Genomic DNA, 13,768 nt, shown 5'->3' with positions numbered 1-13,768 from the left:
ATATATAGAGAGAGAAGGCGGACTATGTCCGCTTTTCTTACTACCTAGAAAAGTGTGGCGGTGTAGAATGAATCATCAGGATTTAATTAAACAAATGACATTAGAAGAGAAGGCTTCTCTCATGTCTGGACAAAACTTTTGGAACACCAAGGCAATTGAACGCCTTGGAATTCCATCTATTATGCTAACCGATGGGCCACATGGACTGCGTAAACAAGGTGGGAAAGCGGATCATCTTGGATTAAACAAAAGTTTACCAGCGACTTGTTACCCAACGGCAGCAACACTAGCAAATAGCTGGGATAAGTCACTTCTATTTGATGTAGGCCAAGATATTGGTAAGGAAGCTCGTAGTGAGGGAGTAAGTGTCTTACTAGGACCAGGGTTAAATATAAAACGTAATCCATTATGTGGACGTAATTTTGAATATTTTTCAGAAGATCCTTATCTTACTGGTGAACTTGCTAGTGAAATGGTAAAAGGAATTCAGTCTAATGGCATTTCAGCTTGTCCTAAGCATTATGCGGTGAACAGTCAGGAGCATATGCGTATGACAATTGATGAAATTGTAGACGAACGTTCGCTTAGAGAAATTTATTTAACGGGATTTGAGAAGGTTGTAAAAGAGAGTAATCCGCTTACGATGATGTCTTCTTATAATATGGTAAATGGTGAATTTGCCAATGAAAATCAACATTTAGCTAATGACATATTGTATTCTGAATGGGGATTTGACGGCGTTGTGGTGACAGACTGGGGCGGAAATAATGACCGTGTTGCAGGATTAAAAGCTCATAATCAGTTAGAAATGCCGTCTACGAACGGAATTACAGATAAAGAAATTGTTGATGCCATTCATACAGGAACACTAAAAGAATCAATATTAGATGAAGCGGTTGATCAATTGTTATCGCTACTATTTAAAGTTCGTTTAGATGATAAAGAAGCAGTACAAGTAGATTATAATGAGCACTACAAAAAGTCGGTTGAAGCTGCCCGTCAGTCAATGGTACTGCTTAAAAATGAAAATAACATTCTTCCACTTAAAACAGGAACAAAGGTAGCGGTAATAGGTGATTTTGCAAAAAATCCAAGGTATCAAGGAGCGGGTAGTTCATTAATTAATCCATATAAATTAAGTAATCCTCTCGAAAGTTTACAAGACTCTCCTTTAAATATAGTGGGGTACGCACAAGGATTTAAGCGTATGGGAGGAAAAAGTAATAAATTGCTGAGAGAAGCAACAAGTCTTGCGGAATTTGCTGAAGTAGTACTTATATTTATTGGTCTTGATGAAAGCAGAGAAGCAGAAGGTGTAGATAGAGAAGATTTAAAACTCGCTCAAAATCAGTTAGAACTCGTTGAATCTTTAGTTAAGGTAAATGAGAATGTGATTGTTGTTTTATCTGGTGGTGGTGCACTTGAATTACCATTTGCAGATCATGTGCAAGGAATTCTTCACACATACCTTTCTGGCCAAGGTGGGGGTGAAGCTGTTGTTGATATATTGCTTGGCAAATACAATCCAAGTGGTAAATTAAGCGAGACCTTCCCGATTATGTATACGGATATTCCTTCTTCCTCGTACTATCCTGGACAACAAGCAACAAGTGAACATAAAGAAGGGTTATTCATCGGCTATCGATACTTTGAAACGGCAAATGTACCTGTGCGTTATCCATTCGGGTATGGGCTATCTTATACTACTTTTAAATATAGTGATTTTGTGCTAGATGGCCTAACTGTAAGTTTTGATATATCAAATACAGGTAAAGTGGCTGGAGCAGAAATTGCTCAATTATATATTGAAAAGGTAGATTCGAAAATTTTTCGATCAAAAAAAGAATTAAAAGGTTTTGATAAAGTCTACTTGGAACCCGGTGAAACGAAGCGAGTGACACTAAAGTTAACGAAACGGGATTTCTCATACTATAATCCTGAAAGTAAGGATTGGGAGATAGAAAGTGGAAGCTATAAGATTCAAGTAGGTAGTTCAATTCAAGCGATTCATTTAGAGGAAACGGTTGAGATGGCTGGTGTTATTCCATCTATATTCTTAACAAGTGAATTTCCACATTATGCACAGGTAAATGTAAAGCATATTCCTGATTCAGAATTTGAAAAACTAGTAGGCAGAAAGCTTCCTCCTAAACATTGGGATCGTCATAAAGACTTAGGAATGAATGATACAATTAATCAAGCACAGTCTAAAAATTGGGTTGGAAAACTGTTATATAAATCGATTATGTTCTTCCATCATTTCTTTAAAAAGATTGGAAAACCGTTAACGGCAAATAACGTGTACTTTATTATCAATATGCCATTTAGACAAGTTGATCGCTTTACAGGCGGGAAGATTAGTAAAAAGAATGTTGAGACATTGTTACGTTGGATTAATCGATAAGATAAAATAGAAACGACTTAACTATTTTCACCAAAGACATTATTGTTTTTGGTGAAAGTAGTAATTTTTTTATACGAATAAAGACATTCTTTGTTTTCTATTTAGCCGAAATTAACTATATAGCATATTGGAAAAGTGACTGGGAAACTAAATTCCCGGTCATTTTTACATTACAACAAAAAAACTTGAGTTTAATATATATGTAAACTATTATTTAAGCGGATACTTATATGGTAACGGAGGTGCATTCATGAGAAAATTAACTTTCGAATTAGAACAAGTCGCGTTAAACTTAAAGCTATCAGGCGATAAAACGCGCCTCACAATAAGGGGTGGCGAATGCCAAATTTACTAATGAGTAATTGGGGGTAACACATTGTTTTCAGTCATTTTAGCATCAACGATATTTTTATTAACACTTATTTTAGTAATTTGGCAGCCGAAAGGATTATCAATAGGCTGGTCCGCTTGTGGTGGAGCGATTCTTGCGTTAATGGTAGGAGTAGTAGATTTTAAAGACGTTCTAGACGTAACATCGATCGTTTGGAATGCAACATTGACATTCATCGCAATTATCATTATTTCTTTAATTTTAGATGAAATTGGATTTTTTGAGTGGGCAGCATTACATATGGCAAGGGCTGCAAAAGGTAATGGAGTGCGAATGTTTGTCTTTGTATCGCTATTAGGTGCAGTTGTTGCAGCTCTTTTTGCCAATGATGGTGCGGCTCTCATTCTAACACCAATTGTGCTTGCAATGGTGCGAAACCTTAATTTTAATGAAAAAATGGTCTTTCCATTTATTATGGCAAGTGGATTTATTGCGGATACGACCTCACTTCCGCTTGTCGTGAGTAACTTAGTAAACATTGTATCAGCAGACTTCTTTGGAATAGGATTTGCTGAGTATGCTTCGAGAATGATTATACCGAACCTCTTTTCTTTAGCTGCAAGCATTCTAGTTTTATACTTGTTTTTCCGCAGGAGTATACCAAAGAATTATGAGCTATCACAGTTAAAAAAGCCTGTACAAGTCATTCGTGATATGAGAATGTTCAAGTTATCCTGGGCTGTGCTTGGAATCCTGCTAATTGGATACTTCGCAAGTGAATTTACAGGTATTCCGGTGTCAATAATCGCTAGTATTGTGGCAATCTTTTTCCTTGTCATGGCAAGAAGAAGTCCTGCGGTGAACACTCGTACAGTTATAAAAGGAGCGCCATGGTCAATTGTATTTTTCTCAATTGGGATGTATGTGGTTGTGTATGGGTTACGTAACGAAGGCTTGACTGATATTTTAGCTGACCTTATTCAAGTAACCGCGGACCAAGGCTTATTTGCTGCAACAGTTGGCATGGGATTCATTGCTGCCATCCTTTCTTCCATCATGAATAACCTACCGACTGTTATGATTGATGCACTTGCAATTGCCGATACTGATACAAGTGGTGTAATTAAAGAAGCGCTGATTTATTCGAATGTAATTGGGTCGGATTTAGGTCCTAAAATCACACCAATCGGTTCGCTTGCAACATTATTATGGCTACATGTTCTGTCTCAAAAAGGTGTGAAGATTTCCTGGGGAACGTATTTTAAAACAGGCATTATTTTAACGATTCCAACACTGTTTATTACATTGGTTGGTCTGTATATTTGGTTATTAATTATTTAATTGAGGTGAATGTTTATGTCTAAAAAAACAATCTACTTTTTATGTACAGGGAACTCATGTAGAAGCCAAATGGCTGAAGGGTGGGCGAAGTATTATTTGGGTGATGCGTGGGAAGTTCGGAGTGCAGGAATTGAAGCTCATGGGTTAAATCCAAATGCAGTGAGAGCAATGAATGAAGTGGGTATTGATATTTCGAATCAAACTTCAGATATTATTGACCCTGATATCCTTAACAATGCAGATTTCGTGGTGACTCTTTGTGGTGACGCTGCAGACAAATGTCCGATAACACCACCACATGTGAAACGTGATCATTGGGGCTTTGATGACCCTGCGAAAGCACAAGGGAGCGAAGTAGAAAAGTGGGCAGTTTTCCAAAGGGTTCGTGATGAAATTGGAGACAGAATCAAGCTTTTTGCAGTGACTGGGGATTAACATATCCGATTGGGTAACTCAAAACAGAGTAATTTCAGACTTAATTATGAAGGCATGTACAAAAGGGTGTGTACATGCCCTTTTGTTAATTTTTTCTACCACAGTCAATTTAGATGTGGTATTTTCATTGTATACAGATCCAAAAATTAAATTTTAGGAGTTACCATATGAACAGTAAAGCCGTAATCCTTGGTTCGAATTATTATATTGGTCTAAGTGTCATTAGATGTCTTGGTGCTAACAATGTACATACAGTTGCAATGGATTATTCTACAGAAAATACATATGCGTCTAAATCAAAATATTTAAAGGAACAGGTAATCGTTCCACATTATAAAAAGAGAGAAGCCGAACTATTAACATTTTTAATTGAATATGCGAAAAAACAGGTTGATAAACCAGTATTGTTCCCATGTGCAGACCCTTATGTAGAATTCATCGATAATCACCTAGACGAACTGAAAAAATACTACTTGATTAATATGACGAACCAAGGATTTTGGAGCAAGATTATGGATAAGGAATTTCTTCATAGCTTGGCTGTCAAACACGGCGTATTAGTACCAGAAACCCTAAGTTCGTCTGATCCAAATTTTGAAGACCAAGCAATACATGAAATAGGTTTTCCGTGTATAGTTAAGCCGACAGATTCACCTTCATTTGTATCAAAATTCAGGGTCAAGATGTTTAAATGCTATAACGAATATGAACTAAAACAAGCTATTAGTAAAGCAAATAATGAAAATCTTGAGGTTATCGTACAAAGGATAATCCCAGGATTTGATGATCATGTATATACGTTTGATGCTTATCTAGATCAAAATTCCAAGGTTACCCATTGGTTAACATGTCAAAAGCTAAGACAATATCCGATTAATTTCGGTGCTTCCACATATACAAAGCAGAAATATGTACAGGAACTCTATGATATTGGAGCGCCTTTTTTAGAATCAATTGGTTATAAAGGTTTTGCAGAAATAGAATTTAAGAAGGATGAAAAGACGGGCAAATTTTACTTGATCGAAGTGAACGCTAGAACAACAACGTTGAACACATTGCTTGAAAAATGCGGGATGAACTTTCCTCTCCTTGCGTATAACGAGTTAACGGGCAAGGATATAGGTAGTAAATCAATTAAGCATGACATTGGAAGAGTATTTATCTATTTATTTGAGGACATGCTTTCAGCTCGGGAATATGTTAAGACTAAGCAGTTAAGTGCAACGCAAATTTTCACGTCTTATTTTGCTAAAAAAGCCCCGGCAATTTGGAGTTTTGATGACCCTGCTCCGGCGCTTAATTTTATGTATTTATTGATGAAAAAGGTGAAGAGGAAGTTATTTAGAAACTGATACAGATGATGCATAAATTTTATAATCATCACTCTGGAGGTAAAAAGTTGGGAGGCGGTGTGCAAAGTGCTGAATCGCCTCACCGAATGTAAAAACCTAGGATTCGCTGACCTGCTTTTTCGATACTCACCAGCACTTTACATTATTCATATCTTTTGAATCGCATAAATCCTCTTGCCTTGTAAACGATGAAGCAAGGTTAAGATTACAACCCCAAACCCGATGCTAATAGTGATCGATATTACAAAAGCATAATTATAGGATGTTGTTTGTAGGATTGAAAAGAAAATCGTTCCAATAATCGCGACCCCAAGAGTATTTGCAATTTGCATGAATGTACTTATAACCCCGGATGCTGAACCTGCATATTCCTTGCCAACACCAGACATAATGACCCCCATCAAAGGTGCACCTATTAATCCCTGTCCCAAACCGATAACAAAAAAAGGAATAACAAACGTTTGCCACTGTAACGCGTCAACTGTCATCAATACTATAGTTACAATAGAGAAACCCAAAACCAGCCCCCAAGCTCCTATTTTCAACACATGTGCATTCTGCTTAGCCCATTTTGGACCATACAAGGAACCGAGGAAGAAGCCTACTCCAATCGGAGCGAAAGCGAGTGCAGACTGCATTGCGGAAATGGATAAACCATTTTGTAAAAATAATGATGTCACTAAAAAGAAGCCGCTATTAGCAATTTGAAACATGAAAATGGTAAGTACACCAATAGTAAAAATAGATTGCCGAAAAATAGATAATGGGATTAACGGAGTGCGATTAGCTTTTATTATCTTTTTCTGATGATATATAAAAGTACCAAAGATAGCAGCTGAACCGACAAGCATACAGAAAATCCAGATTGGCCAGCCTACTTCTCGTCCAATGATTAATGGGTAGACTAGGAGAATCAGGCTACTTGTTAGCATAATACTCCCCACGCTATCAATCGCAGCGTTATCTCTAGTTCGAATGTCTTTAATTAATGGGAGGATACAAATAATCGAGATGATCCCAACAGGAACATTGATCAGAAAAACAGAGCGCCAGCCAAGTCCAAAAATATTAAAATGAATCAACAACCCTCCGAATATTTGCCCTGCGATTAGAGCTAGCCCGCTTATCGCACCATAAAGCCCAATCGCTCTTCCTCGTTCATCAGGTGGAAAAATAACTTGAATGATGGATAATACTTGTGGAATCAAGATAGCTGCACCCATTCCTTGGATAACTCGGGCAACAATCAGAAAATTTGTCTCAATAGCTATCCCACATAAGGCGGAAGCGAATGTAAAAATAACCATTCCAGAAATGAACATTTGCTTTCTTCCGAGCCAATCCCCAAGTCGTGCACCAATAATCAATAGCACCGCATAAGCAAGAACGTATACGGCTACAACCAATTGTATTTGGGATTCATTTGCGTGTAATTGCCCCTGAATAGTAGGGAGAGCAACATTTACGATGAATGTATCTAGGATTACCATGAAATTTCCTAATAAAAGAATAACAAGAGCCCACCAGCGATTAGGATTCCATTGTTGATCAAATACAAAGTCTGGATTTTTCATTAATATCTCCTCTTTATATAAGTTGTATTTATAAATACCACTACAATGTTTTTCGAAAAAAATACTTTAATTTTCATTAAAGTATTCTTTGAAAGGAAGAAGGATCGTCTCATAATTCTCCCCATACTTTTTGACGATTTCATCTTTAAAATCATGTACTATCGTTTCCATCACTAGATCATGGTAAAATCCATTTTGAAGTAGCTCTATTAGTGATGGGTGATTTGTTTCAATAGCAGTAAGTTTGTAAGACTCTCCGAAGCTACCCAATAATGCTGATTCGAAATCACATAAAATCGAGAATTTACGTGATTTAAACTCATTCCAATATTCACTTCGATGATGACTTATTACATTTTTCAATGTTGTATAAGCTTCACCAATCGATACAACTGTAATTGATACTCCAAGCTTTTCAGCTTCTAAGAGTGAACCCTCGACCCAATGCAAATCCTCAGACCATATATCTACTACAATTGTCTTTTTTGCATTTGCAATAAGCCGACGGATCGCAAGTTGTATTTCTTCGGTTCCACGCCAGCTATAAAAGGAATTGCTAATTTGTGGGGTGGGTTTTAATTGTTCTAGAAGATTTTTTGATGTTTGCTCAAAATCACTTTTCATAAGCTTAATCAATTGGTCAATTGGAACAGCATCATATAGAATAGGCTCTGTTTCGATGACCCTACAAATTCCCTTATCTGTTAATGATCTTAGAGCTGCATATACATTCGTTCTAGATACGGAAACCCTTTTTGCGACCTCATATCCCGATAAGTTAGTTTCCTCATGTAATGTTAGGTAGCATCTTGCTTCAAGGTCAGACATCCCTATTTTCCTAAGCTCAGCTATCATTTCACTCAACCCCCTTCTTAATAATGGTATTATAAAATACTACTAAAAATATAGCAAATTTTATTTTCATACATTAACAAGAATTAGGATATAAGTATATTTGTATGTAACTTTGTCAATTCTAAAATGGAAATCAATTCCTAGCATAGCAATAAAGGATGGGTAGCATGCATACAAGTTTTGTGCTAGTAAGTGTTGAAACATTTAGGGAAGTCATTTTTTATTTTATAATCTACTCCTTTATAGGATGGCTGCTTGAAAATATATATAGCTTTGCAACAACTAAAAAATTTTTCAAACCTAATTTCTTTCTAGGTCCATTTAAACCAATGTATGGATTTGCTCCTGTTATCTTAGTATATTTAATCAACCAAAATATGCACTTAACTACAGTTATTTTTTTATGTTTTTTCATACCAACCTTGGTGGAGTATGTAAGTGGCCTCTTACTGCTAAAGTTTTTCCAACGAAAGTGGTGGGATTACTCAAATCTTCCTTTGCAGTTACATGGTCATATTTGTTTGCCTTTCTCGATATGTTGGATATTTCTGTCCCTTTTATGTGTAAAAATCGTACATCCTGGAATGATCTCTATGTATGAAAGGATTGATCAGTATTGGTTATTAGTTTGGCCGACGGTAGCATTGTATTTTCTTGCGGAGATGATTTTGGCGATTCGAAGACACTCCACAAAAGAATTGAGTGATGTCAAACAAACAAATCAAATTAATAAATGAAGTTTATAGCCACGTATGTTGACAATATAAATTCTTTGTTATATTATTATCTTGTCTTTAAGATAATTATTAACGAGATAATTAATTTGAAGGTATAGTAAGAAAATTTACACCAGCAAGGTAAGGTGGAGAAGTAATGGGTTTTTTAGATAAATTATTTGGTAAAACAACCAAGGAGGAACAGATCATGACAGAAAAGTTAAATATTGGTATTATTTTAGGGAGCACACGTCAAGGACGCCTAAGCCCACAAGTTGGAGAATGGGTAAAGAGCATTGCTGATAAACGTGGAGATGCTAATTATGAAATCGTTGATATTGCTGATTTCAAATTACCATTCCTAGGTGAAGCAGATGCACCAGGAATTGCTACATGGAATGAAAAGCTTGCTAGCTTAGATGGATTTGTATTCATCGTTCAAGAATATAATCATAGTATTACAGGTGCTTTAAAAAATGCATTAGACTTAGCTCGTGAGGCTTGGAATAACAAAGCTGCAGGGATTGTAAGTTACGGATCAACAGGTGGCGCACGTGCTGCTGAGCATTTACGTGGAATCCTGGGAGAATTGATGATTGCTGATGTTCGCACACATCCTACATTGTCATTATTCACTGATTTTGAAAATGGTGCTACATTCAAACCTCAAGATTTACACCTTGATAATATGAATTTAATGCTTGACCAAGTTATTTCTTGGAGTACTGCATTAAAAACAATTCGATAATTTATACTTATAGGAAAGCCTACTGGACTTGGTTCAGATAGGCTTTTTTACTTACCTCAAAAAATAAACATAACCCTCACAAACTTTTTCCCACACTCATCCGTCTTATTACTGTAAGATTATTTGGTTACGCGTACCAGATTGGAGTTAACATGAAATGTCTCAAAAAGAATCACGTGAATTATTTACACAATTTGTGTTGGAACATAAAGAAAGTGTCTATCGACTAGCATATAGCTACGTTAAGAATGAACAAGATGCGTTAGATATAGTCCAGGACTCAATTTACAAGGGTTTAAAATCACTGAAATCAATTCAAAAACAACCTTCTATGAAAAGTTGGTTTTATCGAATTGTCGTTAACACTTCATTGGATTTTTTAAGAAAGAATAAGCGAATTCAGTTGGTTGGGGATGAATGGTTAGAGATTCATGCATCTGTTGTTGACATGGATATTCATAATCTTGATTTAGAACAAGCATATGAGCATTTGCCCATAAAGTATCGAGAGGTAGTTGGTTTTCGATTTTTTGATGATTTGAAGCTAGAGGAAATTGCAGCTGTGTTAGATCTATCAGTGAACACGATTAAAACGCGGCTTTATCGGGCTTTGGAAATGCTTCGGATTAATTTGGAAGAAGGAGAAATAGAACATGAATGATATGGAAAAGTTGAAAAATGAGTACAAGCAAATTCCGATTCCTAAAGAACTAGATCAGGTAGTTAATAAGGCATTATCCCAAAAGTTGCGAAAAAAAGGTCCGGGATTGAAATGGGTTTCAGGAATTGCTGCTGCAGCTATTATATTTATTTCAGCAGTTAATGTAAGTCCATCATTTGCGAATGCGATGGCAAATGTTCCAGGTATGGTGAAAATTGTAAACTTAGTGAATTTTACAATTGATGAAGAACGCTTCCATGCAGATGTGAAGGTACCAGAGATTACAAATTTGGAAAATGAAGAGCTTCAAGCAACACTTAATGAAAAATATTTGAAAGAAAATCAACAGCTCTATGACCAATTTATGAAGGACATGGAAGAATTAAAAGCGAAAGATGGAGGAAATATTGGTATCGATAGTGACTATCAGGTATTAGTCGATAATGATAAATTGCTTACAATTAAAAGGACAGTTGTCCATACGGCTGCAACTGCCAACGAAGTCGTTCAATTTGATACGATTGATAAGAAAAATCAAGTATTGCTCACATTACCAAGCTTGTTCAAGGATGACCAATATGTGAATGTGATTAGTGAAAATATTAAAGAACAAATGCTTGCACAAATGAAGGCAGATCCAAATAAGATTTATTGGGTCAAAGGGGCCGGACTTGAAATGATGGATGATGAAGATTTTAAATCCATCGCAAAGGATCAAAGTTTCTATATCAATAATAATGGCAAACTGATGATTTCATTTGATGAATATGAAGTAGCACCAGGATATATGGGGGCTGTTTCATTCGAAATTCCAACAGAAGTGATCAATGCTCAATTAGTGAGTCATGAGTATATAAAGTAACATTCTGAAAATGGGGTGATCTATTAGTAGATTCCCCGTTTTTTTCTTCCACATTGACATTTTCAATTCGTTCTTCCATGATAGAACGGAATAACAATGTGAAGGGGTAGCAGTTATGAAGAATCCGAAAATTTTAGAGCAGCTTGAGTCCTGGATTGAAGATAATCGCTCTCATACAATCCTAGGTGCAACAGCTAAATACATACCAGCACTAGCGAATCAAGACCCTAATCAATTAGGAATATGCATTATGGATCATGAAGGAGAATTGTATGAGGTTGGTGATGTAAATGTAGAATTTACATTGCAAAGTGTTTCGAAAATCTTAAGTTTTATCGCAGCTTGTGATCATCATGGGTTGGATTATGTATTGGATAAAGTGAATGTTGAGCCGACTGGCGAAGCATTTAATTCAATAATTCCCTTTGAGATTCATCGTCCTAATAAGCCTTTTAATCCGTTAATTAATGCAGGAGCTATTACAGTTTCTGCAATTTTACCTGGTGAGAATATCCCAGCAAAATATGATAACTTACTTGCCTTTTTGGAAAAGTTCATTGGGAAACGGCTATATATGGATGTGGAGGTTTACGAGTCTGAGTGGAAAACTGCTCACCGTAATCGGGCTCTTGCCTATTATCTTGCTGAATCGAACCAATTGGAACTGGAGGTCGAAGAGGCTTTAGAGATTTATATTCGCCAATGCTCGATATCAATTTCCCTTCAAGACCTTGCAAAAATAGGTTTAGTCATTGCGTATGATGGCTTCGATCCAATTTCCAAAAAACAAATTTTTTCAAAGGAAATTGCCAGGGTTGCGAAAGTATTAATGGTAACCTGTGGAATGTATAACTCATCTGGTGATTTCGCAGCACATGTCGGGATCCCAGCAAAAAGTGGTGTGTCTGGTGGAATCTTAGCAGCCGTACCTCCAAAATGGCATTCCGATGAACAAGCTTTTCGTAAAGGATGTGGAATTGCTGTGTTTTCTCCAGCAATCGACTCAAATGGCAACAGCACTGCAGGCACCATGCTTTTAAAGCAATTATCAAGGGAATGGGACTTGAGTATATTTTAACTTTATTCAGCAGAAGTCTCCCACTTCTATAAGTGGTGGGATGAATGCAAATCAGTATCCAATTCAGTGGGGGTTCAAACCCTGACTGAATAAAGTTAAAGCCTCCGGTGGATGCCTCAGATTTTTAAAGGAAGCTTTTCGAGCAAGCTCGAAAAAATCTGGGCGCAAATACGCCAAGGCGCATTTGATCTTCATTCAGCAAAAGACATTACTATCTGTCTTTTGCTTTTTTTTATGGTTAGCTCTCAGTTGCTCAGGATTGTCACATTCTATCAAACAAACATACTATAAAGGTAAAGTAAGCGCTATCTCCCATTAAACCCTAGCCTAGCAATATCAAAGATGACACTGTCAATAATGGAATGAAAAAAATGCTATAGGGGTGTTTAACTATGAAAACAGAAAAAGCTCTTGAAGTTCTTGACCGTATGCGGTTGCCTAACGGTGCTTATACTGCAAGTCTCTCCGAGGATTATCGCTTTGTATGGATTCGGGATATTGTATATACAGTGCTTCCATTTATCCAAAGTCCATCGGAACACTATGAAAAGGCATATCATGCCTTGTTTGACTTATTTAAAGCATATGAATGGAAAATAGATATTCATCGGTTTCAGCCACCAATATACTTATTTGAGTATATTCATTCTCGTTATTCAACCGATTTAAAAGAAATGCATGTAGAGTGGGGCCATGCTCAAAACGATGCGATTGGAGCGTTTTTATGGGGTGTTGGTGAGGGATATCGTTCAGGTCAAAGGGTCATTCGTGATGAAAAAGACTTGGAAATTGTCCAAAAGTTAGTAGACTATCTCGAATGTCTGCAATATTGGCAGGCAAAAGATAATGGCATGTGGGAGGAAAATATGGAGCTTCACGCATCGAGTATTGGTGCATGTGTTGCAGGATTGCATGCAGTGAAAATCCTTGTGAATGTAAAAGAAGAACTAATTCGAAAGGGAGAGGAAACGTTAAGATTCCTGCTCCCAAGAGAAAGTGAAACAAAGGATACTGATTTGGCTCTGCTTTCCCTCATTTATCCTTATCGAGTTGTAGATCGGAAAACGGCATTAAAAATTATCGGAAATGTATCGAATAAGTTAGAACGTAAGCATGGGGTTATTCGCTATGAACATGATCAATATTATAATCAAGGAAGTGAAGCGGAATGGTGCTTCGGATTACCATGGCTAGGTCTTTGCTATTTAGAAGTAGGGCAAGTTAATCAAGCAATCCATTATATAGAAAAAACAGCAAATATTATTCCAGAGAATTGGGAGGTTCCAGAATTATATATTGGTGGAGCAAATGTCCCAAATGGCAATACGCCACTTGCTTGGTCTGTCTCTCTGGCCTATATATTTATGGAGCGGATGGGAAAAGTAAATACTAAAAAAGCAATAACATAAAA

Annotated in this window: 12 protein-coding genes; 10 read left to right on the top strand and 2 right to left on the bottom strand. The window is 36.6% G+C overall.

Translation table 11 applies throughout. The annotated features are described in order from the left end of the window. The first annotated feature begins 67 nt into the window (after positions 1–67). The 4 genes from MJG50_RS16275 (at position 68) to MJG50_RS16260 (ending at position 5,863) form a co-directional block, all read left to right on the top strand. Positions 68–2,404, top strand: coding sequence for a glycoside hydrolase family 3 C-terminal domain-containing protein (locus MJG50_RS16275; RefSeq protein WP_240256811.1), 2,337 nt, complete (start codon positions 68–70; stop codon positions 2,402–2,404). A gap of 376 nt (positions 2,405–2,780) precedes the next feature. Further along, positions 2,781–4,076: an arsenic transporter gene (locus tag MJG50_RS16270; RefSeq protein WP_240256810.1), complete on the top strand. Its 1,296-nt coding sequence runs from the start codon at positions 2,781–2,783 to the stop codon at positions 4,074–4,076. 15 nt (positions 4,077–4,091) lie between these two features. After that, entirely contained in the window at positions 4,092–4,511 is a 420-nt protein-coding gene (gene arsC, locus MJG50_RS16265; protein WP_240256809.1) for an arsenate reductase (thioredoxin), read from the top strand. Between the two features lie 167 nt (positions 4,512–4,678). Then, positions 4,679–5,863: a carboxylate--amine ligase gene (locus tag MJG50_RS16260; RefSeq protein ID WP_240256808.1), complete on the top strand. Its 1,185-nt coding sequence runs from the start codon at positions 4,679–4,681 to the stop codon at positions 5,861–5,863. A gap of 146 nt (positions 5,864–6,009) precedes the next feature. On the opposite strand, the gene MJG50_RS16255 is transcribed toward MJG50_RS16260, so the two are convergent. Both MJG50_RS16255 and MJG50_RS16250 read right to left on the bottom strand, forming a co-directional pair. Beyond that, complete coding sequence (locus MJG50_RS16255) at positions 6,010–7,437, bottom strand: MFS transporter (protein ID WP_240256807.1); 1,428 nt, start codon at positions 7,435–7,437, stop codon at positions 6,010–6,012. Between the two features lie 66 nt (positions 7,438–7,503). Next, positions 7,504–8,292, bottom strand: a complete 789-nt coding sequence (locus MJG50_RS16250; protein WP_240256806.1) for a TrmB family transcriptional regulator — start codon at positions 8,290–8,292, stop codon at positions 7,504–7,506. 167 nt (positions 8,293–8,459) lie between these two features. Here MJG50_RS16250 and MJG50_RS16245 point away from each other — a divergent pair, with 167 nt between their 5' ends. The 6 genes from MJG50_RS16245 to MJG50_RS16220 all read left to right on the top strand — a co-directional run bounded on the left by MJG50_RS16245 (position 8,460) and on the right by MJG50_RS16220 (position 13,766). Beyond that, entirely contained in the window at positions 8,460–9,029 is a 570-nt protein-coding gene (locus MJG50_RS16245) for a putative ABC transporter permease (RefSeq protein WP_240256805.1), read from the top strand. A gap of 136 nt (positions 9,030–9,165) precedes the next feature. Continuing rightward, positions 9,166–9,756, top strand: a complete 591-nt coding sequence (locus MJG50_RS16240; RefSeq protein ID WP_240256804.1) for an NADPH-dependent FMN reductase — start codon at positions 9,166–9,168, stop codon at positions 9,754–9,756. Between the two features lie 157 nt (positions 9,757–9,913). Next, positions 9,914–10,417: an RNA polymerase sigma factor SigV gene (sigV, locus tag MJG50_RS16235; protein ID WP_240256803.1), complete on the top strand. Its 504-nt coding sequence runs from the start codon at positions 9,914–9,916 to the stop codon at positions 10,415–10,417. Next, the gene (gene rsiV, locus MJG50_RS16230) at positions 10,410–11,279 is read left to right on the top strand and encodes an anti-sigma-V factor RsiV (protein ID WP_240256802.1); all 870 of its coding nucleotides are present in this window, start codon (positions 10,410–10,412) and stop codon (positions 11,277–11,279) included. The genes sigV and rsiV overlap by 8 nt, the downstream gene beginning before the upstream one ends. Positions 11,280–11,394: 115 nt before the next feature. Next, the gene (locus tag MJG50_RS16225) at positions 11,395–12,357 is read left to right on the top strand and encodes a glutaminase (RefSeq protein WP_240256801.1); all 963 of its coding nucleotides are present in this window, start codon (positions 11,395–11,397) and stop codon (positions 12,355–12,357) included. A 392-nt stretch (positions 12,358–12,749) separates the two neighbouring features. Then, a complete protein-coding gene (locus tag MJG50_RS16220) occupies positions 12,750–13,766 on the top strand; it encodes a glycoside hydrolase family 15 protein (protein WP_240256800.1) in 1,017 nt (338 codons plus the stop codon). The last annotated feature ends 2 nt before the right edge of the window (positions 13,767–13,768 follow it).

The organism is Fredinandcohnia quinoae, assembly GCF_022427965.1.
In the GTDB taxonomy this organism is placed as follows: domain Bacteria; phylum Bacillota; class Bacilli; order Bacillales; family Bacillaceae_L; genus Ferdinandcohnia; species Ferdinandcohnia quinoae.
Note: the sequence above shows the minus strand (reverse complement) of the source record. Positions and strands in the feature narration are given on the sequence as shown.